Here is a 24119-nt window from a genome sequence, read left to right as displayed (position 1 = left end):
ACGATTGAAGGTGAAACCTTTGAAAAACATCCTAGTAGAGGAGTTTTCCCCCATTTGTCCGATTCAAGCTTTTGTAGAAGAGGATGAGAACGGCGTCTTTTTTTATTTGTGGGATTATCCCGGTGAGGAGCATGCCAGCATTCGCTCTTGTTGGGTAAGAAATTACGGACCTGCACCGGACTCGATTGATTTCGCTGCCATGGAGGATGGTCAAGCTCCCATGCTTCCACGCGATTGCTGCGCTCATCCGGATGGAGCAGAGAGGCTGGACCCGGAGCAGCTCTCAATCGTTTGGCTGGAGGAAGGCGATGCAGCGGCACTTTTGTATGAGGATGAGGTGCTGTGTGTAATTCCCGGCTGGGCTGGTCCTTCCCCGGACGGCTCGCACTATCCTTCGTATGCGCGAGATTGCACCGGAGAATCTGATTTATGCTTTCCGCTAGGAACACCAGAAACGAACGCCATGTATGCTCGCATCGAGGCTGCCCAGCATTTTTGGGCGAGCTGGGACGGCAACCCTTGGCCTGACATCCAGCAGCAGTTCATGGACGCGATTACCTCGACTCTCGGCCCAGTTAAACAGTATTACGGCATTGATGGCGGACACTGGCCCCCGAAAGCATTGGTGACCATCGAAAAAGGGGACGTTACCTTTGCGATAACCCTCGGCGTATCCATTTTACGTCAGCCAAAAGTCGAGCAGTTTACAGAAGAGCCAGAGCAATTACGCCGATTCGAACTGGCCTTTGCCTGCGAAACCAAATGGCTCGCCCAAAACGAACAGCATTTGCTGGCCTACGTCAGCGGCCAAACCTCTCTACCGTGGTCGTATATGACCTTCCTCGCACAGGGTCACACCATTCCGTGCCAGGAAATCAGTCAGATCAATAGCCGCTTCTCCTCTATGCTGCTCGCAAAACCTGAGGATGCCCCGCGCATTCCACTTCCGCTCATGGCGGGTGATCCTGTGAATCTATTATGGATGATCCCAATTACCGCGGAGGAACAGCAGTATGCAGAAATGCATGGGTCTGAGCAATTGCTTCAGCACTCTGCGGGAGATGGTGCAAGCTGGATTTTTAATGGGGTTGCGAAATTTAGGAAGGAAGCATGAAGTTAGAAAACAGTTTCTAGCGGAATAAAAAGGTTATCAAATGCCGAGCGAAGCTCTCAGCAGATGATAACCTTTTCGAGTAGCGTATCAATGATTGCAATAGCTACCCTTTACCATACATTATTGCCCAAATACATTGAGTTCAGCCGCACTTGTCCATGGGTTATTGTTTACCTCACTTAAGGCACGCAGTTTAATATAGCGACCTGTCTTGGCTGCAAAGCTGGTTTCTTTCAACGTAGTATCATTTGCAAAGGTACCTGTAGCTACAGCTGTTCCCCAATTCACTCCATCACTGCTGACGTAGAACTCATAGTTCTTGATCGTTCCGTTAACTTGACCATCTTGTCTGGGCAGGTAACTAAATTTGGAAATACTATACGTTGCACCCAAGTCAATTTGAATCTCGTGCGGCATTGGAGCTACGGGGCTCCATTTCGTGTGCCAAAACGTGCTGTTGTTTCCATCAAAGGCTTTCGGGGCTTCATTGTACAATTCATCGCTGTCTACATATTTTAGCGTCCAATTCGTTTTCGGAATCAAACTGGCTTCTCCTGTAGTGACTGCCACATTCATGGCAGCATTACTTGTGCTTGTCGTCGTAATGGTTACTCCCGATTTTTCTCCCGTGTAGGTATTGCTGTTCGGATTGGTGTCTGGACTAAAAGTAGCAGCATGGTTATTATTCGTGTAATAGAATGGGTCTTGGTATTCACTCACGGATTGCTCTATGTCAATGAAAGGATGCGGGTCATTCGTGCTATTACTCATGGATTCATCAACGTGCCAAACCGCGATGCCTCCAGAAACTGTTTGCAAGCTAGCATCATATCCAACTTTCTCACGATTCTCAACTAAAAAATACGTATTATCCTTTAAAGGAACCTTTAAAACATTATAATTATTCGGGATGGCTTGTAACGTAAAATTGTTAGTGGCATTTACTACAGTTGGTGTTACAAATCCTAATTTTGCTTTTGACCAGGCATCCATATGAGTGGGTGTCGTTCCAGGTTCCTCCCCTTGGAGATTATTCCAGGTTCCATTTGCCATTATACTTAGACCACTTACATGATTATTGGCACCATAGAGATCCGGAAGGCCCAAGGAATGACCCAATTCATGGGCAGTGATACCCATCGTTGCCATATGACCAAATTGTTTTTCACCCTGCGTCGTATACATCCCTGATACTGTAACACCATCATGATTTGTGTTGGGAGCATACCACTGATGTGCCCAAATATTTGGCACTGCACCACCACTAGCCTCTTCATTACCAGCAAGAACAGTTACAATGTAGAAGCTATCTTTAGAGTCGATGACTTGATCATTATTTGTATCAAAACTAGCAAAGTTCACCACAGGATCCGCTTTATCCAGTGCATCTGTTATAACCGTCCTAATGTCTTTTCCCGATGTATCCGGATGAGCGTAATCTAATCTTACTTTCACAACTCCATCATTGTGCGTACCATATATTTCGGATGCTGGGGTGATCTGTGCTTTTCCATTACTCACTTCATTATAGTAATTCTTTACCGACTTTTGATTTGCAGAAAAGAATTTGTTGCTCCAATCGTTGTCGTTATAGGCGATATCAACATCTGTAAATCCAATTAACAAAACAAGCAATTTTTGGGCTCCTGTAACTGGCGTGATACTTCCGTCGATATTTTTTTCTAGCGATCCCGAAAATTCTTGTTGAAGCTCATTCATGAACTCCTGTTTTTTATTTGCTTGAGGGTCGTACTCATTTATCCATTCCATCAAATTTTTCTCATTTACCGCTTCTGAAGGCTTTTCGTCAATTTTATATTTTATCCCCGTCGATTGCAGATCATCTGATGTAAGTTCAGCGTAATTCCAATATCCCTCCTGATCTTGTAAAAGTACATCGCCATCCTTTGTGCTCGCCCAATGGAACCATTCATCTCCATGCATCACGGCTTGAAACGATTCACCAGACGGTTGCTTCATTTTGACAACTCCATCGTATGCGGGTGCGGCAAAAACATCCGTTTGAAAATACAAAACACAAATCAAAGAAAAAACAGACGTGAACAGGCCTTTAAAACCTCTTTGCATAAATGTTCCTCCCGATTTAGAAGTTGTTATCCTGTTGGAATGGTTTCCCCTATAGATTCATGAAGATCGCCCCCCTTTTAATGGCATGCTGAATATTCCGTCGATAAATGGACCTGATTCATACGTAGAATGAATCGACAGATCATCTATACAGAACTACCAGAATGCCCTTACCTACATTATTGGGAATTTATGGTAACATGTTAACTTTTTCTATAAATCGGGGATTTTTTTTTATCATGAACTAATAAAGCGCCCCCGTTCGGGACTTTCACCCTAGAGACGAGGTCGATTCTAGACGTACTAAAAAAAGCCGATATTGCTACGAAAGCAAATCGGCTTTTACATCATTTATTGGCGGGACACCTTGACGAGCTTCCCTGTCGAAGCATCGATAAAGCTATAGCCACTCTTCCATTTCTGTTGATAGACTAGTTGCGGTTCGGGAGCTCTTTGACCATCATACTGCTCCCACACGTAGACCAGCTCCAGGTCAATTTCTTGTTGGATCGTTTCTTTTGCTTCTGCTGCACTTATAATCTTTTTGGAATCTGGAAGGGTAACGCCCGGGTTGAGTGGGTGGAGGTTTAACTCAGTAATCGTGCCCGTCGTCTTGTCTATACCCACCATATAAAACTCATCAGACACTTCGATCCCGTTGCGTTTTCCGTGAAAAGTGAATGAATACACTTTATCCTCTTCCTTATCCAGCTTGTTCTTGTCTACCCACTCCGGAATATCTTCTTCAGGAGACTCTACGATAAGCGTTAGCTCCGTTAACGCCGGGTCAAGATAAGGTACGAGTGCTGCGATCGCTTTTTTCTTCGCTTCCTCTACACTGATTTTCTGCTCTGTTTTTCGTTCGTCTGGGAAATTCAGATCGAAGTCGATGAGCCGATCACTCTGTTCATCTGTAATGAGGCTAACCATATCAAATGCAGGCGTACCTTTATTTGAATCGTTCATCCACCGATAGGATTCGATTGTCTGAAGTCCTTCTAAAAGATTGTCCTTGTGATCATCGTATTCAAAGGCCGCACCTGAAACATCAATACCAAACTGTGTTTTCAGCCATTTCTCTCCTTGTTCGCGGGAAGCTATTTTGATGCTTTTCCCTTCTCCTTTTACATGAACACTCTCCCTTGCCATTTCTGTTTCTTCCCCTGTGACTTTGCCGGTCAGAGCATCGATCCAACCAATGGTATTCAGTTGATAAATAAGCATCGGTTTCTTTTCTGCCGGTTTTCCATTTTGAGCATAGGAAATCGGTTGCTCCCATACGTATACCAGGTCCATCTTAAGCTTGTCCTTATAGATTTTGCTTGCTTCCTCAAGTGTTATCGCTTTTTTCGGATCAGGCCAGTTCACTTTGCTAGGATCGATGAAACGATACGCTTCATAGCTAATAATATGGCCAGCATGATCAACGGATACGGAGATAGAGTTGTTGGACAGAGGGAGGTTATTGATGAGAGAGTGGTATTGCACAGTGGAGTGAGCCCATTCCAGCTTGTTGCCCTTCCCGTCACCTGATCCTGCTTTTCCCCTGCTAAGTTTTTGAGCGGCTTTCAGCTGTTTGGCTTCCGTACCGAATAAGTCCTCGATAAAAGCGGAAGCCTTCTCTCTGGCAAGCTTTTCTTCGGGATAATCAGCTGAAGCCCAGGCTGGATTTTGGATATCCATGAGGAGCAATCGGCCCGTCTGTGCATCCAGCTCAAGGCTAACGGATGAGTATGCGTCATACTCTTTTTTTTCATCTGTTTTTGGCCTGTTGGTGAAGTGCAAGCTCCAGATCGGTGCCGGATAACGGCGAAAACCGTCTTCCTCATAATGCTTATGAATTAGTCGATACCCTTTCAACTCGGGAATTACCTCGAATAGCTTATCCAGAGAATTCTGAACATCTTGGGAATAATTTTTTTGAGACTCTTTCTTTTTCACATCACTTGCTGCTTGTACTGTTGGTTGATGGGTAGTCCAAGCAGGTGCAGAGGCAAGTAAGCACGCCGCTATAACCGTCATCATGGATGAATTGAGTTTCATTGGGCACCTCCAAATTGTATTCAGATTTGCGGATAAGTTCTGTTTGACCTTACCAAGGGTAAGACGGAAGGGCAATTATTCGCGTCACATATTATTCCATTTTTATTATATAATCCCTTATCTCTATTAAAAAACACGTCCTCGCGTTAATCGGCGAGGACGTGTAGTCTAAAACTATATTTTTACGGAACGTCCCGTTCTATCAGACCCCCTGAAAAGCTCGCGTACCTTCGTTTCCGTTTTCTTGGTTGGAAAAGAGGAAAGCTCATCCTGTGGTACTCCTCTCTGAAACCGTCAACTGCGCGGAGGTTTTGCAGTTTCTTCAAACCGATGTATTCGTTTGTAGAACGTACTTCTGGGGATTCCCAGAAGTTTCGCCGCTTTCGACACATTCCCGTTTGTCTTTTGCAGCGCCTCGACTATTTGCTGCTGCACTATCTTATCGCGAAACGATAGAGAAGCCCGGTGCTCCTCCGTCCTCTGTTCAGGAAAGCTAAGGCTGGTAGAGACGCTTTTGCTCAGCTCTGCGCTTTGATGGAGCAAGGAATGCAGCTGATGTAAAAGGTCGTCGCATCTGTTCATAGAGAGAATCCGCAATTTATCCAGCACATTCATAAGCTCGCGAATGTTTCCTGGCCAGGTGTAATCCATCAGCGCGGCAAAGAATTCCGGAGGGAACACAGCATCCCAGTCATGCTTTTCACAGTAATGGTGAACGAGGTGCGGAATGTCTTCTGCCCTCTGCCTGAGTGCCGGAACATGCACGGGATAGACGTACAGACGATAAAAAAGGTCTTCTCGGAACTTCCCTTCTTTGACCAGTTGGTGGATATTGCGGTGCGTAGCCGCAATCACGCGAAAATCGACGGGTATCTCTTGGCTGCCGCCCAGCGGAGTTATTTTACGTTCCTGCAAGACACGGAGAAGCGCCACCTGCATGGAGTGCGGGATCTCCCCAATTTCGTCCAAGAAAATAGTTCCTTGGTGGGCAAGTTGGAATTTCCCCTTCGCTCCGGTTCGCTTCGCCCCGCTGAATGCCCCTTCCACATAACCGAATAGTTCGCTTTCCAGCAGCTCTGTCGGGATCGCGCCGCAATTCACCGCAACGTACGGCCCGCTTGCCCACTTGCTGTTCTCATGAATCGAACGGGCGATCACTTCTTTTCCGGTGCCTGTCTCGCCTAGGATAAAGACATTGATGTCCGCGGAAGCTACCCGCCCAAGCTCTTCCAGCGTCTTTCGAAATGCACGGCTTGTGCCAGCCTCGCCGCGGAACCGAAACGGCTTGGCGGAATCCTTGTCCTGATAGACGACCTGCCTTACCTGTTGCTCCCCTGCATTCAAAAGGTAGATACATTTTCCGATGAAACCACCGTGCTCCGCAGAGCAAATCGGCACTTCCATCCGATTTCGGTACCCGCGCATGTATATTTCTTCGGTACGCATTCCGCACCAGTTCGGAATGTTCTGACGAATAAGTCTGCTCGCCGCGACGACTTTTTGACGAGGGTTGCAAATGATGAGCGGCTGTTCCTTTTCCAGTACTTCCATCGAACCTTGAATCAATTCCATCTCGTCGTGATGAGAGCGGAGCTTTACTTCTTTCTCCAGCGTATAGGCGGCCTGAGTGACAATCCCCAGCATGTATGGATGCGCCCGGTCAACTGGGCACGAAACGTCGAGGATACCCAGGACCTCCCCGTCATCGTTGCGTATTGGAGCGGCAGCACAGCTCCAACCATGGGAAGCTATGGAATAGTGCTCCGAGCCGGTTACCATAATCGGCTGCCCCAGCGACAGCGCCGTCCCAATTGCATTTGTCCCCATCTCGGCTTCCGTCCAGCGCACGCCCTCTACGAATCGTATTTTTTCGGCTACCTCCCGGACACTTTTGCTTCCCTTCATCCAGAGCACGTAGCCTTCTGGATCGATTAAAAGCGCGATCATTCCCATCTCGCTCGCGATTTGATCCATTTTTTCGAGAAACGGGGCAGCGACGTCCATCAGCAAAGCATTCTTTTGCTGTTGGTGCCGGAGAGATTCCCCGCTCAGAATGTGCCTTCCCCGATCCAAGTACGGGCTGACTTGGGCGTTCCGGGAGCGATACCAAGATTCGATGATGGATTGGTGAATCCGTGAAGAATCCAGTACGCCTTCCTGAACGAACTGCTTCCACATCTGCGAACTTAATGCGAATTCAAACAAGATACATTCCCTCCCTCAGTAACTCGCCTGAAGTAACTCCTGCCAGAATGTATGCAAGGTCGTCTCCTTTTGTCTAAATTCTAATCAATAATGGCAGCGTTTACAATGACTGCAAATCAAAATTCCCCCTGGGTTACAGGGGGCTTTTGGTTGAGTCGATGCTTCAGGCGTGTACAGCATGACCGATGGCAGACAGCAGAGCTTCGTGAACAGCTTCTGACAACGTCGGGTGGGCAGAAATGAACGTTTCCATCATATCCGCCGTCATTTCCCCGTGGATCATGACCGTTCCTTGCCCAATCAACTCCGTCGCCCGCGGGCCTACGATGGACACACCCAGTATTTCGTTGTATTCCGGTTCCGTGATGACCTTCACCTTTCCGATGGCTTCACCGAGAATGATTGCCTTGCCATTAACGGAAAACGGGAATTCTCCGATTCTTACGTCTCCGTATTGGGATCTGGCTTGCTTCTCGGTGAGGCCGACACCAGCGATTTCCGGCGACGTGTAGATGCACCTCGGTACAGCCCGATAATTGGCTTTGGCGTCCAGACCGCATGCATGCAAGGCTGCTATTGTTCCCTCATGAAAAGCGACATGGGCGAGCTGGATGCCCCCGACAACATCCCCGCATGCGTAAATATGTGGCACGTTCGTTTGCATATGCCCGTTTACGGAAATCCCTTGCTTGCCGAATGCTACACCCGCCCGATCCAGTTGCAGTTCAACCGTCCGAGGCATCCTTCCGACAGCAACCAGCATGATCTCTGCTGTGGCTTCCCCGCTACCATCCGGATTCTTGAAACGAACGGTTTTCGTCTGCTGGTCGACCGATATCAATGACGTGGAGGTCAAGATCTTCACCCCGGTTCGTTCCAGCTGATCTCGCAGAACACCCGCAATATCCGCATCTTCGCCGGGGAGAATCTGATCCGCCATTTCAATCACTGTCACGTCGCACCCCATGCGACTGTATATGCTAGCAAACTCGCATCCGATGACGCCCCCGCCGATAATCAGCAATGTCTCGGGAATCGCCGAAAGCGACATCGCGTGTCCGCTGTGGATGATCCAGCGACCGTCAAACGGCGCAAACGGTAGCTCCATCGGCTCCGATCCCGAAGCGATGATGATTTTATCGGCTTCAATAATTTCTTCTCCCTGATCCTTCTCTACCGCTATTTGGCGTTGGCTGACAAAACGAGCCTTACCCATAAGCACCTTGATTTTGTTTTTTCTCATGAGAAATCCGATTCCCATGACGAGTTGCTCTACGATGTTGTTTTTGTAGCTCTGCACTCCCGGCCAGTCAATCGATACTTCCTGTTCGGGCACGCGAATGCCGAAGCGGCCGGCATGCTTTACTTTCTCGGCCATCTCGGCGGACTCCAGGAGTGATTTGGTTGGCATACATCCTTCGTTCAGACAGGTCCCACCCAACAACCGCTGCTCGATCAGGGTGACCTGTTTGCCCTTTTGGGCGGCAACAATCGCCGCAACGTAGCCCGCAGGTCCCCCTCCGATCACTGCAATCGTACTCATCCCATCACGTCCTTCACAAGAGCATCCGGTACGGCTCTTCAAGGTATTTTCTCAGCGTGTGCAAAAATTCAGCTGCCGGTGCTCCGTCCAGTACGCGATGGTCGAACGTCAGGCTGAGCGGAAGAATGCTCCGCCGCTGTACTTCCTCACCGATGAAGACAGGCGTTTCCTGCACAGCCCCTACGCCGAGAATGCCTGCCTCCGGCGAATTCAGCACTGGCGTAAAGAAATCAATTCCGTATGCCCCAAGGTTCGTGATGGAGAAGGTAGACCCTTGCATCTCTTCCATGCCGAGCGTCCCTTCCCGCGCCTGTGCAGCCAGCGTTTTGATCCAGCGGGAGAGGTCCAGCACCGATGTTGATTCTGCGTACCGAACGACTGGAACGACCAGCCCTTGTTCGAGCGCGACGGCTATTCCCAGGTGGACGTGCCCGTACCGATGAATCCGGTCATCGATATAGGCGCTGTTTACTTGCTTGTGCCTTTGGAGAGCGAGAACCGTCGCCCTCGCGATGAGATCAGTTACGGTCAGCTTGATTTCGTGCTCTTTTTGCGTGACTTCGTTCATTTTCTTTTGCAAAGCGATCAAATCCGTGACATCGGCCCGTGTGGTGATCGTAAGCTGGGCGCTTTCCTGCAAACTGGCCATCATTCGGGAAGCGATCACTTTCCGCATGCCCGTGACAGGCAATTGCTCCGTCGTTTCCTCCACGGCAACAGCAGGTAGCCGATCATCCTCCGCTGCTACCGCCTGCTTCGCCTCCCGTTCAGCAATCGCCTTTTCTACGTCTTCCTTTGTGATCCTGCCCACCGGTCCCGTGCCGATGAGAGATTCGACGGGGAGACCGGCCGCCTCGGCCAGCTTGCGCGCGACCGGGGAAATTTTCACTTCTTTCGCACTCGTCGGACTTGCCGCAATCGTGGCCGACTCCGTCATAGCCACGGGCTCCTCCAGCTTTTTCTCGAGAGCAGCCGTCTCGAACGTCGCCGTTGCGGCCGTTTCCTCCGCGATTTGCTCGTTTGGATGACCGATATATCCAATGACCGTTCCAGGCGGCACACCCTCCCATTCCGAAACAGTTATTTTCAACAAAACGCCGTTCGCCGGTGCTTCCAGGTCCGCTTCGATTTTTTCCGAGCTGATGCTAGCGATCACTTCTCCTTTGGACACCAGATCACCGGCTTGTTTGTTCCAATGGGAAACCGTTCCCTCTTTCATCGCCATTCCCATCTTCGGCATGAGCACCTCGACTGCCATCGGTTTTCCCTCCGTTTTCTTCTTTCTTTCTGAATCAGACGCTCAGCAGCGATTTATCGCCAAGCAGTTCGGATACCACTTGAATCACCGTTTTCGGCGTCGGTAAATACAGGTCCTCCAGTACAGGCGAGAACGGAACCGGGGTATGCGGTGCTGTAATCCGCTTGATCGGTGCATCCAGACTGTCGAAGCCTTTATCCGCAACCAAGGCCGCGATGTCGGTCGCAATGCTGCAGCGTGGATTCGCCTCGTCGATGACAATCAGCCGATTCGTCTTTTGAACGGACCCCAAGATCGCATCCTCATCGAGCGGCGACAGGCTCCTCGGATCGACGACCTCCGTTTCAATTCCTTTCCTGGCGAGCTGCTCCGCCGCCTCCAAGGCTGTATGCACCTGTTTACCGACCGCGACGATCGTCAAATCCGAACCTGCACGCTTGATGTCCGCCTTGCCGATCGGAATTGTGTAATAACCGTCTGGCACTTCCCCTGTCATGTTGTATAGCGTCTTGTCCTCAAAGAAGATTACGGGGTCATTGTCCTCGATGGATGCCAGCAGCAGCCCTTTCGCGTCAGCAGGTGTGGACGGAACCACCACTTTAATGCCCGGAATGGCCGTGAACAGAGCATAAAGGCTTTGCGAATGCTGTGCCGCCGCCCGGAATCCGGCGCCGTGTGTCGTGCGGATCGTAACGGGCACCTGTGCTTTGCCCCCAAACATGTACCGGAACTTGGCCCCCTGGTTCAACACCTGGTCCAGGCAGCTTCCGATGAAATCGTTGAACATCAATTCCGCAATCGGGCGAAGACCAGTGGTCGCGGCAGCCATCGCCGCCCCGATATAGCCCGCTTCGGTAATCGGGGTATCCAGCACCCGCTCTCGGCCGAACTCCTGAACGAGGCCTTTCGTTACCCCGAGAACGCCTCCCCATGCTTCTTCATCCTGCAAATGGTCGACCTGTGCCCCGCCAGCTACGTCCTCGCCCATCAAAATCACGTTTTTGTCTCTGCGCATCGCGAGTTTCATCGCCTCGTTGATTGCCTGCGACATGGTTATTTTTTTAGTCATGTTCCCTTCCCCCTTTGCTATCGTTTTTTCAGTACGATACGTATACGTCTGTCAACAGTTCGGACGGCTCCGGGTACGGACTGTTTTCCGAAAACGCGACTGCTTCCTCGACCGCTTTGTCAACAGCTGCTTCGATTTCACCTAGCTCGTTTTCAGTAAACAGCTTTCCAGAGAGCAGATCGTTCTGGAATTTTCTGATCGCGTCTATTTCCGACAGATGCGCCTTCTTCTCTTCATCTTTTTTGTATTTCTGGGCGTCGCCCTCAAAGTGGCCGTAGTTGCGGTACGTCACGCACTCGATCAGAGTCGGCCCCTCTCCCCGACGGGCACGCTCGATTGCTTCCTGTGCTGCCTGATAAACGGCCAGCACATCCTTGCCATCCACTCGGATGCCGGGAATGTTGTAAGCGATCGCACGGTCCGCAATGGTTTTGCAGCTGGAGGCGTACGAAAACGGCGTGGCTTCCCCATATCCGTTGTTCTCTGCTACGAACACGGCTGGCAGCTTCCAAATGGCTGCCAGGTTGATCCCTTCATGGAACGTACCCTGGTTGTTCGCTCCGTCTCCAAAGAAACATACACTTACAGCGCCTGTCTGCTTGTACTTGGCTGTCAAAGCGGCTCCGCAAGCAAGCGGATAGCCACCCCCGACAATGCCGTTTGCCCCGAGCATTCCTTTGTCCAAATCCGCAATGTGCATGGAGCCCCCCTTTCCTTTGCAAAGTCCCGTGGCTCTGCCGTAAATCTCCGCCATCATTCCATTCAGATCGCACCCCTTTGCGATGCAGTGTCCGTGCCCTCGATGCGTGCTGGTAATGGTGTCGCTGTCGTCCAGGTGCGCGCAAAGCCCGACCGCAATGGCCTCCTCCCCCGCGTATAAATGGACGAAACCAGGGATTTTCCCTTGGCCGAACAGGTCGTGCACCTTGTCCTCGAACTTCCGGATCTCCAGCATTTTTTGGTACATCCAAGCTGCCTTTTCACGGGACAACGGAATTCCTTTGACTTGCTGATCCACTTTCGTCATTTGCGTGTCTCCTCCTCGAACATGTTTTATTGGGGTCCGGCCTTTGACACAATTGATATCGCAAAAAGTATGCCAACCGTCGAAGCAGGTCACATTGCGTTTTTTTGTAACCGCTTTCCTTTTGGCGGGAAACAAAAGTGGACACCTGTCTCGTTTTGTCTCCTTTTGTACACTGGCTCACCGCGTGCCTTTGGAGTGTGGCAACGCAAAAAAACCTCCCGGCGTTATACCAGAAAGGCCTCATCTGCAAATCCTATTCTATTACCTGGAGCAGCCTTATGCCGTTCAAAATGACAACCAGCTGTTCGCAGAAATTAAAGTATTGAAGTGACCCATAAAGTTGATGTTAGACTGGCTTTGGTTTTTTGAACGATCGAACCCGGTTGGTCAATGGCAAGGTTGAACGAAAAAAGGCGCCATACGAGCTTGCGCTTCTCGCCCCAGACCCGAGCCAATAAAAACCCCGCCCCTCATGATGAGAAGCGGGATCACCTATGTTTATTTGAATGCCTTTCCTGTTACCGCATCCAGCCTAAAGCCAGAAATCGTGTCCACCGTATAAACTAGAAGTGGCTTTTGTTGCAGCTTCCCATCTATTACCGGAAGCACATACCCCAATTCAACCGGATGGCCCTGCAAAAATCGCTTGGCTGCTTCTTCCCTCGATATGACTGTATCCAATTCCGGAAACGATTCGGTCGGACTCGTGAAATAGTCCATGAAATTGACGATCTCCCCAGTTTGCCCATCCACATTGACGAGGTATTGCTGATCACCAACAATCACGCCATTATGAAGGACGTAAAAGGTGAAGCTGTACGCCGTTGCAGAAGGCATCGACATCTGGGTCTCATCAATCTTTAATTCCTCCACACGGCTGTCCAGATAGGGCTGCAAAAACTCAACGGCTTTTTCCTTGGCCTCCTCATAGCTAAGCTGAGCATTTACTGGATTGTTCTGATGCTGGGTAGATCTGGCCGTCTCTGTACCACGCCGCACCTGAAAACCTGTAATTACCCCGTTGTTTGAGTAGACGGTGATTCTGCCTAGCCCTTTCTTGGCCTTGTAGGACGTCATCTGCTCGCCCTCCATCGTCTTCTTACCACCAGTGAGGATAAATTCGTCCAGATTCACCTGAAACTGTTCCGCCATAGCCTTTGCAACCTCTTCCTCCATTTGCACAGCGACCTTCTTGCCTCCAGGCGTTACCGGGATGGAAGCGGAGTACCGGCTTTTATGCGACGCTCCCCCCCATACCTCTTCTCCTGTCACCGCATTCACGTATCCAGTCGTCTGAAGAGAGTACGTCAGCGATGTCTTCCCAGTATGTCTCGAACTCGCAAAATAGGTAAGCTCCATGAGCGACGCCACTTTCTCTGTGATCTCTTCTTCGGACAATACAGCGTCCGGTTCGGCAAACGACTCCGCAGATATTTGCAGTGGCGCGGCGTCGAACGTATTGACATACGTCACACCATTACGATTGACACCAACGACGTATCGGTCTGAGAAAACGGGTAGCCCATTTGCATAGCGCGTATAGGTCACCGCATCCCAATCACTGCCGCTGGTCTGACTCCCTTGGTATTGCTTGAATTCGTCTCCCAACAGCGCTTGTAAAAAGGCAGCAGATACTTGCTTCGCTTGTTCTTCTGTAGGCGAAGTGGCCCCTTCATTCATCGCTTTCTCATTTTCGTAACGGCTCATTTTCCCCGTGACTGCTACCATCTCTACAGATGCGTACCGCTGTTCCCTTCCTTGCTCCTTTTGATAGAAGACAATCTCATAGATTCCATCTTCTTTTCCGATGACTTTGGGTTCTATCGTCTTTAATTCCGGAACGAGATTGAACAGCTTTTCCAAGGTTTGCTTCGCGGCAGGTGATACTTCCGCCAGCTTCAGCTGCTGACCCTTTAACACGAGCGGAGCCTCTGGCTGCGTCGTCATGATAGATTCCGGATTGGTAATCAGCCGGGTAAAAATCGGCGCCAGCAAAAAGACTGCGAGCAGCACAGCTGCGGATACTCCCAATCGAACTGTCGTGCGTCGCGTTTTGCTTCTGCTTCGATGCTGTCGATCGACTTCGATCAGCTTTCTTTCCAATGTGTGCAAAAACTCGCTCCGGGGGACTGCATCCGGTCTGTTCCGAAATTCCTGTAACACTTCTTCATCGCTAGGAAATTTCATGCACACCAGCCCCCTTTTCATAAGTGTGTAACGCCGTTTCCTTTACCATCTTCATCGCACGGTGAAAGTCTACCTTGACCTTCGCCTCTGTGCAGCCGAGAATTTCCGCTGTTTCCTTCACCGTATACTCTCTGATTCCCCGCAATACGATGACGTTTCGGTACTTGGGCTTCAGTTGGAGCAGCGCTTTTTCAAAATGAGTACGTTCCTCTTTATCCTGCAGCTCTTTTTCCGGCAAACCCTCTGAGCTGGGCAACAGCTTTAGCAAGGTCCCGGCAAAAATTGTTTGCAGCCGTTTCTTTCTGTATTCATCGATGGCAACATGCTTGGCAATATGCAAAATCCAAGTGCGCATACTCGAGCGCTCCTCAAATCTGTGCAAGGATTTAATGACGCGCACAAACACTTCTTGGGTCAAATCCTCTGCGGCTTCCCGACTTCCAATAAAATGATAGAGATACTGATAGACTTCTTTGGAATACATCCTGTATATCCCTGATATGTCTTGCTGACCTCGATCTTCTCGAGCATCCAAGGCTTCTTCCTCCTCTTCTCGCGACAGGACATGATGGAATCCCACTTCTCATGATAAGAAGCGGGATCGAATACGATTATTTGAATGACTTTCCTGTTACCGCATCAAGCAAGAAGTAAGAAACCGTATCGATGGAATAAACCAAACTTGGCTTTGCTTGCACCTTCTCATTCTGAACAGGAAACATGTACCCGAGCACAGCAGGAAGGTCTTTCAAAAAGTACTTGGCGGCTGCTTCTTTGGAAATGGCGGTCTTTTTGTCCGGGAACGGAGCAGATGGCTTCGTAAAGGAGTTCATGTAATTCACGATTTCCCCGGTCTGTCCGTCTACGTTGACGAGGTAATTCTGATCCGTAACAATCACTCCGTCATGCAGCGCGTAGAAGCTAAAGCTGTATGACGTTGCAGATGGCATCCTGATCTCTTTTTGATCGATCTTCAGCTCTTTTACACTAGAGTCGAGGTACGGCTGTAAAAACTGCACCGCTTTTTCCTTGGCTTGCTCGTACGAAAGCTGGGCATTTGCCGGTTTGTTGCCATGCTGTATGGCATTGGCCATCTCGACTTTCCCGCGGACTTGGAAGCCGGTCACTTCGTTGTTGTTCGTATAGACCGTAATTCTGCCATCTCTTCCCTTGGACCTGTAAATCGTTTCCCCTTCCCCTTTCATTTCCGCTGGAGTATGTGTATCCGTCTCTAACGTGATTCCATCCATCTGGATTTGAAATTCTTCTGTCAGCACGCTCATCGCTTCATCGGCATTGCTGGCTGTGAGCTTTTTGCCGCCTGGCTTGACCGCAATGACATCCGAGTAACGGCTTTTAAGGGAAAAGGCACTCTCGATTTCTTCTCCTGTCACAGCATCCAAGTATCCGGTCGACTCCAGCGAGTATTTCAAAGCCGGCTTTCCTGTCTCCTTTTTATGCGCGGAATACGTAAGCTCCATGAGCGAAGCTACTTTCCCCGTCACTTCTTCTTTGGACATTACCTTTCCTGGCTTGGCAAACAAGGAAGAGGCTGCTCGGAGCGGGGCGCCTTCAAACGTGTTCACGTACATGACACTCGAACCGTTGACACCAACGACATAACGATCGGTGAAAACAGGTACACCATGCTCATGGCGCGTGTAGGTAACAGCATCCCATTCACCTTTTGTTGTCTGAGTGGCTTTGTACTTTTTGAAATCATCGCCCAAGAGCTTTTGCAAAAATGCCGCAGATTTTTGTTTGGCCACCGGTTCCGATGGCTGATTGTTTTGCTTCTGCATTTCCTGTTCGTTTTCGTAGCTATGCAAAGCACCAGTCGTTGCATCGAGGACCACCATGGCATACAGCTCCATCTTGCCTGGGGCAATTCTCTTGTCAAAGCGCAGCTCATACACGCCGTTTTTCGGTCCGTTCATCTTTTTGTCCATATTTTTTAATTCAGGCTGGATGGTGTAGAGTGTTTGAAGTGTTTTTTCTGCTGCTGGTGAGAGCTTCACCTGCCCTTGATTGTCCGCAGCTTGTACGGTCATTGTTGGGTGTTGCAGCCATAGCGGAGTTATCGCCAACAGGCTTGCCATAAGTAACATGCTTGCCAATTTCTTTGTATGTTTCACAGTTGTTCCCTCCCGAGGAATTTTGTGTTTGTTTTTTTGTCCTATGTAATAGTCGGAAAAACCACCGGGAGGTTACAAAATAAAAAAACCACCCTTTCAGGTGGCGATTTTCATGACCCGTGAGCAGTAGATAGAGACTCTTCTGGTGCCTCTGTTTGAAAATGCTCTCCCCATTCTCGCAAATACTCAATGACAGGTCCCAAGCCTTGCCCTAGCTCAGTCAATTCGTACTCTACTTTTGGCGGAACGACCGGATACACTTCACGCTTGACGATTCCCGCTTCCTCCAACTCTCGCAATTGTTCTGCCAGCATTTTATGATTCACACCGATGATATTTTTCTTTAATTCTCCGTACCTTTTTTTCCCTTTGGACAGCTGACAAATGATGGATACCTTCCATCTTCCCGCAAAAACCGAGACGGCAAGCTCGATTGGGCAAGGATATTCCTTGCCATTTAATAGGTACCTCATTGCTGGTTTCTTCTTCATCCCACTCACTTCCCTTTTCGTAAGTATTAACCGAAAAAGTGCGTACTTACTTTTCTTTAGTGTATTCGGTATGCTTATTTTTGTAAAACACTTTTACTGGAGGGAGCTCATCATGCATAAAGATCAAATTATAGAAGCCTATCAATTCAGACATGCTTGCAAAGAGTTTGATGAAACTAAAAAAATTACGACGGAAGACTTTGACTTTATTATGGAGACAGCTCGCCTGTCGCCTAGCTCCTTTGGTTTTGAACCATGGAACTTCCTCGTGCTGCAAGATCCGACGCTTAGAGAGAAGCTATTACCTGTCGCATGGGGTGCGCAAAAACAACTGCCAACCTCAAGTCATTTCGTCATCGTATTGGCGCGGACCAAACAAGAAATGGCCGCTGATTCCGAGTATATCCAACATATGATGAAAGACACGCAGGAGTTGCCGGAAAACGTCGTACAGCAAAAAGGCGCTGCATACGATCACTTCCTGAAAAACGACTTCTCCCTGTTTGATGACGAGCGAGTCATGTTCGAATGGGCATCCAGACAGACCTACATCGCGCTTGGCAATATGATGACATCTGCTGCAATGATTGGCATTGATTCCTGCCCCATTGAAGGCTTTGCAAAAGAAAAGGTTGAGGATATCCTTGCAGCTGAGGGGCTTCTCGACAGAGAACGCTTCGGCGTCGCTTGCATGGTGGCTTTTGGCTATCGGAAAAATGAACCCCGTGCGAAAACCCGACAAGCGAAAGGAGAGATTATTCGTTTTATCGGTTAAAATTCAGAATTGGTTACACGTAAAAAGCATTCGTATTCCGAATGCTTTTTGGCGTTCATCGTGACAAAAAAATAGTCGCCCGCAAAAGCAAGCGACTCCCTTCCCTACCTATTTACTTACTCATCCGTATACTGAAAGCCTACGATGCGACCTGCTTCATCCACAGATATCGTGATTCCCTTGCCTGTGCTGGACGGAACGTCACGTCTGCTGTCACAAAGCCATAGTCATAGTCTTCAAAACTGGAACCGCCACCGCCCCGCTCAACCTTTGCCTCTACTTTATACTTGCTTGCTTGGACTTCAAGGAACAGATTCGGAAAAATAATCATTCGCTGTTTCTCTCTATCGTTAGACCCGTTACTTTTTATTTGTCAGACTATCAAAAGACATTTCGCTTTTCCCTAGCAGATGGGTTAATCGAATCCCCATGCGATCCACTCGATTGTGATGTGGAGCTGTCATCTGAGGCCCTGCATTATTGCTTCACCCATTTGTGGGGCTGGAGTACGCTACGGATAAATGGCAGACTGCAAGCGCCAAAAGGTCGGAATGCCCATTTCAAGCGCTTTGTCATGCTCGGTCATGTTGCACAGCTAAACAATTTCAGAATTTATATGGGGTGGAACGGGGCATTTTCGCGTTTTGCGTTAAATTATTTGAGAGAGAAGGTTCGCGACCGCTATATTACGTCAAACAATATATGAAAATAGGTAATTATACTCATTTTACCACAGTTTAAATAAGTGTATTTTATCCTAGTTCCCTTGGGCATGTAAGAGAGGGTGGTATTGTTCGAATATTCGCAATTAACCTCCCGTATTCCCAATATTATGCACCCCATGATAGAATCGGAAAGGAAATTCCGCACATTTCCAATTATGTATAAAAAGGTGGATCAATTCAGATGAAAAAACTAGTATCCGTAGCTTTGCTGCTCTCCATGTTGGCTGTTTCTGCTTGTTCGAACAAGCCAGCTGATACAAAGCCAGCTGAGCAAAATGCAGCACAAACCACAGACGCTGCTAAAACAACTGAAGCTCCAAAAACAGATTCTACTACACCAGCTGCAACAACAAGCGACAAGCTGGAAGCAAAAAAAGTTCTGAACGACAAAGTGGAAATCTTGATTCCAAAAGGCTTTACTGTCATGTCCGAAGAGATGGCAAAAGCAAAATACCCGATGGAAAATCGTCCTTCCTTGATTTATACCGATGAAAAAGGTTCCATTAACATTGCGTTTAGTCATACAGAAACACCTATTCAAGACAACCTTCTCAAAGACATGAAGGACCCAATGAAACAAGCTTTCTCCAACATGTACCAAGATGCGACCTGGTATCGCGATGAAGTTATCCAAATCAACGGGAAAAATGTTGGTGTGTTCGAACTTCTGACTCCAGCTGCTGATACAAAAATTTACAACCTCATTTTCTTTACAGAGCTCGACGGCAAAATGCTGATGACCACTTTCAATTGCACCGAGGCACAAATGGAAGAGTGGAAGCCGCTCGCACAAGAAATTTTGATGTCTTATAAAGTGCAATAAGGAAACAACATTTCCCCCTTATAAAGAGTAAAAGCACCCGCCAATGGGTGCTTTTTCTGTTTGATGCATCCAACTCTTTCTACCAACGAAGCAAGGTCTCCCGATGTGGAAGTAGCGGCACTCCAACGGGTAGAGCAGGAGTTACAGACTGTCGGAAACCCTTTACCACGAATTGAACGTGGCTCTCGTATTACATATCAGTTAATTCTCGATCTCGCAAGGAAACCAAAATAACGAATCCAATCATCACCTCTGTAATGTTAAACGCTACCTGCTGACCATTCCATACTTGTGATTGCCACATGGCGAACCACTCTGCACCTACAATGGCAAATCCGAAAAACCAGATGCAAAAAGCAACCATTTGAGACTCCCACGGCTAAAGCCGCAAGCTGACACCTTCGGTATCAGTAGGATTCTTGGGTGGTAGTCGAAAGTGCATTTCTGCTATCCGTAGTTCCCCCAAGTTTAGGACTGTCTCATCAGCCCATCCTAAGACAGTGCGTATAGCATCTTAGGCTGACAGACTGTTACCATCTGCCACAGGTTGGCGCATGATATTGATGGCTCCAACCCGATCACGATGCCCATGGAATCCGCATGAACATTCGTACATTCTGTCTTTCGCTTTGTTCTTCTCTCTACAGGCTGGACAAGATTGAGAAGTGTAGGCGGGATTGACCTCCACAACTTGTATGCCAGCAAGATTTGCTTTGTAGGAGATAAATTGTTGAAGTTGATAGAAAGTCCAACTATGCAGGTTCTTTGCGTTTTTACGGCTTGTTCTTGCCGTCTTGCGAATATTCTCTAGTCGTTCAAGCTTTATGATTGATACACCTTCCTGAATAGCTGTATTGACAATTTGACGACTGATCTTGTGGTTTTGATCTTTCATCCAACGTTGCTCTTTATTGCCTAGCTTCCGAATGGTAGACAGTTTTTTGAGTTTGCCTAATTTGCGTCTACGCTGTTGGTGCTTTCTTCGTATGTACTTGTTCTGTCTTCCTTTCCCAAAGAAACAAGTCTTACCCGTAGAAGTTACTGCAACAGCAGGAACTTTCAAACCAAGATCTATACCCATGACGTTTTTGTTGATTGTTACGCTTGTAGGCACCTCTACGGAAATTTGAGCGTACCATTTCCCTGACTTTTCAATGATACGCATCAATCCAAATTTTCCTTTGCTTAACAATTCCCTGTCTCGGCTAGTCATCGCAGCACGAAACGCCGTTTTCTTCGTCTTTCCATCTACAACGATAGGGAAAGCAACTGTATTTTCAGATACCGTGTAGTTTTGATTATTGACGAAATATACAGGTTTCTTAAGAATTGGACGACCACCAAGTTTCTTACTTTTACGAAAAACACTCTTAGCATCACGTATGGATTGGTTACAGACGGCTGATGGTAGAATCGTTTCAACATTTTTTGTCGTTGTCTTTGGAAACGAACTAAGTTGTTCAGCTTGTTCCGTGAGCAGATTGACTACACGAATATATTCCTTTCCTAAATGACGAAGAATATCTGTTTGAGCAGGAAATATACGAATCTTAACGGTTAACGCTTGCATGTATTCACCCCCTTGTCTTTTGCTGTTCAACATATCTTTTAATCGTTTCACTGGAAACATTCCCTGCCGTACTTACAAAATAGGAACGTGTCCAAAGAGAAGGCAAATGCGCTAGATGTTTAAACTCCTCTCTTAATTTTTTAGATGTGACCCCTTTGATTTTTGCCATAATATCAGCAGGACTGAATGTTGGCAAAGCGTTTAAAAAAAGATGAGTATGGTCTTTGTCTGTTTCGATTGCGATAATCTCTATTTTCAATTCATCGCAAACATCCTTAACTAATTCCTTAAACCTGATTTCTACATCTGATTGGAGGAATATCTTTTTTCTGTATCGAGGACAAAAAACAAAATGATAGTTAATTAATGATACGGTAGTGGCCGTTCTTCTATAATTATCCATATACCGATTGTATCAGTTCGAATCATTTACTGCAACAAAAACACAAGAGACGTTGGAACATTAACGTGTCTAAAGACACACCTGTTCCAATCTCGCTATCATCCCACACCTAAAAGGAGTGGGCTTTCTCGCTCGAAAAATTCTGTAAGCGATGTATGCGAATGTTTTCGAGTTATTGAACGTTTTTGCATCCTTTTTTACATGACGCAGCATATTTCCTGTAGCGACCCAACCAAAAAGTGAGAATAATCCTTCCGCAATGATAATTCCGATATAAGCTATGGTGTGAGCAGTAGGATCAGTAATCGCTCGCCACATAAGTGCATTCCCCTCAAACGTGGTATCCATGGACAGAACATGTTGAACAAATTGATAGTTGGATTGGTAGTCCATCAGATTCCCTAAGAAAATGGATGTTCCAAATGCTGCGGATAATGCTACAACCAAAACCTTTACATATCGTAACGTCAAATTACTCAATGATGCTCACGCCTCTCCCTATTTCCCATATACTGTCTTTACTCATTCTCGATCAGATTGACACACCCTTTCTATTTGTAAGAAAAATCTATCTATTTTTATCACGAGTATTCATATCCATTAGATGGAAACCTAATCATACTCATTCGGAAATGGAACTAGCCCATTCATTTATGATTTTTTACCCATCCATGTTCAACAGTTTGGAACGGTTTTGTCACATGTATTTTTCTTAACAATGTTATGATGAAATGGATTCCCCCATATAACAAACAATGAATATGTGCAAGGTTGTGATTATTATTTGGAAGCCTGATCGGTCGAGCAGTCAAACTTTATACCACCAAATAGCCGATGAGATTGAACGCAGAATTTCATACGGAGAGTTCCCCCCTGGGAGCCTACTCCCTTCTGAGAGAAAACTGGCTGAGCAATTAGGTGTAAACCGAAGCACTGTTATTCTAGCGTACGAGGAACTCCGGGCATTAGGCATCATTGAGAGCAGAACAGGAAGCGGTACTCGTGTGTGTAAAAATAAATGGGAGGCAACTCCGAAGCATACACCGAACTGGCATCGATATGTAGAAGGTGGTCAATTCCTCCCGAATTTGTCTTATCTGCGTCGGATCAGAGAGGCCTTGCAAAAAGACAGCAGTCTCATCGATTTTGCGAGTGGAGAATTGTCTTCCCAGCTCTCACCTGGCAAGGAGATCAGTACCCAGATGAAGGAAAACCCCTTCACCGAATATTTGGGATACGATAATCCGCAAGGATTTACGCCATTGCGTGAAGAACTGGTCTCCTATTTGTCACGTTACCGGAATGTACAGACAACGGACTCTTCCATTCTGATCACGTCGGGTTCTCAACAATCTCTGTATTTGATCACCCAATGTTTGCTTGCACCCGGCGATGCAGTTGCTATCGAAGATCCCTCTTATTGTTACTCGTTGCCTATGTTTCAATCTGCTGGTCTCCGTCTGTTCCGCCTCCCCGTCAGCAATAACGGCATGAATCCAGAAGATATTCGAGCCTTGTATAAAAAGCATCGGATCAAGATGATCTTTATCAATCCTACTTTTCAAAACCCGACTGGGGTTTGTCTTGATCCCACTCGGCGCATGCAGCTGTTGGATGTAGCAAGCGAACTTGGTCTTCCGATTGTAGAGGACGATCCATTCAGTCTCACTTCCTATGACGGCAAGCCTCCACTGCCACTCAAATCATTGGATCAGCTTGGCTCCGTTCTCTACATCGGTTCCTTTTCCAAGATTGCTGCATCCGGTTTACGAGTCGGTTGGATGGTGGCGCCTCATTCCGTTGTCGAGCGTTTGGCAGATGCCCGCCAGCAGATGGATTTTGGCCTGAGCGTGGTACCACAAAAAATTGCGGCCCAGTTTTTGCATTCCGATAACTTCCTGCCTCATTTAGAGCGGTTACGCATGCATTTACAGTACAGAAGAGATTTGCTTGTGGAGGCACTGCAAAAAGAATTGCCCAATGAGCTTTCATTCACCATTCCCCAAGGCGGATTACACTTGTGGTGTAAAATTAACCCGGATGTGAACGACAACCAATTATTTGAAGAAGCCCTTCGCAGAGGCGTCGTTTTTGTGCCAGGAAGTGTGTATGGATCAGACTCCGGCTACGTTCGCTTTACCTTTGCGCGGCCCAAAGAAGAGGAAATTACGCTTGGTGTTGCTAAATTTGCAGATGCTTTGAAGGCTGTTTTGTCATAAAGATGGTTGTCGGCCAACCGTTGTGGTCGGGGGAAGCCCTGCCACATGTTTTCCAGTCGCCTGTATCCTCTCTGCGTTCGGGCGGTCTCCTTCCAAACATGTGACAGGGCTTTCGTACAGCTTTTGGTTACTTCAAGCTTTTAGACCGTTTTGCATACTAGAACTGGAAGCTTTCATTCACTTTTTTACTACTTGGATTCACCTATGAGTATTTTCTTTCCAAAGCTGCGTAGGAAGAAGCGCATTTCCAGTCAAAGCGCCTCTGGAGCCCATCCCAGCACTGGAATAAATGGCGGGGAATTTCAGCTTCACCTATGGAATACCTCTTTGAAACCTCTACGTTTGAAGCGCTCCCGCCATTTATTCCGGTGCGGACAGGCAAATCCCCCCTTGCGGGGCGTAGGCCGAAGCGTAGACTGGAAATGCGCTTCTTCCCCCACCACA

The 24119-nt window shown here is 47.8% G+C and carries 20 protein-coding genes; 4 read left to right on the top strand and 16 right to left on the bottom strand.

The genetic code is table 11. The features are described from left to right. Window positions 1-19 precede the first annotated feature (19 nt). Window positions 20-1114 carry a suppressor of fused domain protein gene (locus ODZ53_RS19555; protein ID WP_372679307.1) on the top strand — a complete coding sequence of 365 codons (1095 nt, stop codon included), beginning with the start codon at window positions 20-22 and terminating at the stop codon, window positions 1112-1114. Window positions 1115-1234: 120 nt separating this feature from the next. On the opposite strand, the gene ODZ53_RS19550 is transcribed toward ODZ53_RS19555, so the two are convergent. From ODZ53_RS19550 to ODZ53_RS19500, 11 genes are all read right to left on the bottom strand, one after another. Beyond that, the gene (locus ODZ53_RS19550; protein ID WP_372679305.1) at window positions 1235-3202 is read right to left on the bottom strand and encodes a M6 family metalloprotease domain-containing protein; all 1968 of its coding nucleotides are present in this window, start codon (window positions 3200-3202) and stop codon (window positions 1235-1237) included. A 351-nt stretch (window positions 3203-3553) separates the two neighbouring features. Further along, entirely contained in the window at window positions 3554-5245 is a 1692-nt protein-coding gene (locus tag ODZ53_RS19545; protein ID WP_372679303.1) for a YcdB/YcdC domain-containing protein, read from the bottom strand. 294 nt (window positions 5246-5539) lie between these two features. Next, entirely contained in the window at window positions 5540-7423 is a 1884-nt protein-coding gene (locus ODZ53_RS19540) for a sigma-54-dependent Fis family transcriptional regulator (protein WP_372679458.1), read from the bottom strand. Window positions 7424-7613: 190 nt separating this feature from the next. Further along, window positions 7614-8993 (bottom strand): dihydrolipoyl dehydrogenase, encoded by a 1380-nt coding sequence (gene lpdA / locus ODZ53_RS19535; protein WP_372679301.1) that lies wholly within the window; start codon window positions 8991-8993, stop codon window positions 7614-7616. Window positions 8994-9006: 13 nt separating this feature from the next. Then, window positions 9007-10251 carry a dihydrolipoamide acetyltransferase family protein gene (locus ODZ53_RS19530; protein WP_372679299.1) on the bottom strand — a complete coding sequence of 415 codons (1245 nt, stop codon included), beginning with the start codon at window positions 10249-10251 and terminating at the stop codon, window positions 9007-9009. A gap of 34 nt (window positions 10252-10285) precedes the next feature. Beyond that, complete coding sequence (locus ODZ53_RS19525) at window positions 10286-11320, bottom strand: alpha-ketoacid dehydrogenase subunit beta (RefSeq protein WP_372679297.1); 1035 nt, start codon at window positions 11318-11320, stop codon at window positions 10286-10288. 28 nt (window positions 11321-11348) lie between these two features. Next, complete coding sequence (locus ODZ53_RS19520; RefSeq protein ID WP_015893388.1) at window positions 11349-12347, bottom strand: thiamine pyrophosphate-dependent dehydrogenase E1 component subunit alpha; 999 nt, start codon at window positions 12345-12347, stop codon at window positions 11349-11351. Window positions 12348-12845: 498 nt separating this feature from the next. After that, entirely contained in the window at window positions 12846-14534 is a 1689-nt protein-coding gene (locus ODZ53_RS19515; protein WP_372679295.1) for a YcdB/YcdC domain-containing protein, read from the bottom strand. After that, window positions 14521-15069 (bottom strand): RNA polymerase sigma factor, encoded by a 549-nt coding sequence (locus tag ODZ53_RS19510; protein ID WP_372679293.1) that lies wholly within the window; start codon window positions 15067-15069, stop codon window positions 14521-14523. The genes ODZ53_RS19515 and ODZ53_RS19510 overlap by 14 nt, the downstream gene beginning before the upstream one ends. 76 nt (window positions 15070-15145) lie before the next feature. Beyond that, window positions 15146-16669: a YcdB/YcdC domain-containing protein gene (locus ODZ53_RS19505; RefSeq protein ID WP_372679291.1), complete on the bottom strand. Its 1524-nt coding sequence runs from the start codon at window positions 16667-16669 to the stop codon at window positions 15146-15148. A gap of 110 nt (window positions 16670-16779) precedes the next feature. Further along, window positions 16780-17160, bottom strand: coding sequence for a winged helix-turn-helix transcriptional regulator (locus tag ODZ53_RS19500; RefSeq protein ID WP_199926537.1), 381 nt, complete (start codon window positions 17158-17160; stop codon window positions 16780-16782). A 112-nt stretch (window positions 17161-17272) separates the two neighbouring features. Between ODZ53_RS19500 and ODZ53_RS19495 the strand changes: the two genes are divergently transcribed. Next, window positions 17273-17935 carry an NAD(P)H-dependent oxidoreductase gene (locus ODZ53_RS19495; RefSeq protein ID WP_372679289.1) on the top strand — a complete coding sequence of 221 codons (663 nt, stop codon included), beginning with the start codon at window positions 17273-17275 and terminating at the stop codon, window positions 17933-17935. Window positions 17936-18074: 139 nt separating this feature from the next. Here ODZ53_RS19495 and ODZ53_RS19490 read toward each other — a convergent pair whose 3' ends face one another. Continuing rightward, window positions 18075-18266 carry a hypothetical protein gene (locus tag ODZ53_RS19490; RefSeq protein WP_372679287.1) on the bottom strand — a complete coding sequence of 64 codons (192 nt, stop codon included), beginning with the start codon at window positions 18264-18266 and terminating at the stop codon, window positions 18075-18077. Window positions 18267-18841: 575 nt separating this feature from the next. On the opposite strand from ODZ53_RS19490, the gene ODZ53_RS19485 reads away from it, so the two are divergent. Next, window positions 18842-19483 (top strand): hypothetical protein, encoded by a 642-nt coding sequence (locus ODZ53_RS19485; protein ID WP_372679285.1) that lies wholly within the window; start codon window positions 18842-18844, stop codon window positions 19481-19483. Window positions 19484-19673: 190 nt separating this feature from the next. On the opposite strand, the gene ODZ53_RS19480 is transcribed toward ODZ53_RS19485, so the two are convergent. From ODZ53_RS19480 to ODZ53_RS19465, 4 genes are all read right to left on the bottom strand, one after another. Then, complete coding sequence (locus tag ODZ53_RS19480; protein ID WP_372679283.1) at window positions 19674-19847, bottom strand: DUF2165 family protein; 174 nt, start codon at window positions 19845-19847, stop codon at window positions 19674-19676. A 150-nt stretch (window positions 19848-19997) separates the two neighbouring features. Next, window positions 19998-21053, bottom strand: a complete 1056-nt coding sequence (locus ODZ53_RS19475; protein ID WP_372679281.1) for an RNA-guided endonuclease InsQ/TnpB family protein — start codon at window positions 21051-21053, stop codon at window positions 19998-20000. A gap of 4 nt (window positions 21054-21057) precedes the next feature. Further along, complete coding sequence (gene tnpA, locus ODZ53_RS19470; protein ID WP_372679279.1) at window positions 21058-21456, bottom strand: IS200/IS605 family transposase; 399 nt, start codon at window positions 21454-21456, stop codon at window positions 21058-21060. A gap of 69 nt (window positions 21457-21525) precedes the next feature. Beyond that, window positions 21526-21927 (bottom strand): DUF2165 family protein, encoded by a 402-nt coding sequence (locus ODZ53_RS19465; RefSeq protein WP_372679456.1) that lies wholly within the window; start codon window positions 21925-21927, stop codon window positions 21526-21528. A gap of 284 nt (window positions 21928-22211) precedes the next feature. Here ODZ53_RS19465 and pdxR point away from each other — a divergent pair, with 284 nt between their 5' ends. Then, window positions 22212-23675 (top strand): MocR-like pyridoxine biosynthesis transcription factor PdxR, encoded by a 1464-nt coding sequence (pdxR, locus tag ODZ53_RS19460; RefSeq protein WP_372679277.1) that lies wholly within the window; start codon window positions 22212-22214, stop codon window positions 23673-23675. Window positions 23676-24119: the final 444 nt, after the last annotated feature.

This window comes from Brevibacillus sp. BD137, from assembly GCF_041644655.1.
Lineage (GTDB): Bacteria > Bacillota > Bacilli > Brevibacillales > Brevibacillaceae > Brevibacillus > Brevibacillus brevis_D.
The sequence above is the reverse complement of the archived record's forward strand: the minus strand, read 5'-3'. Positions and strand labels throughout refer to the sequence as shown.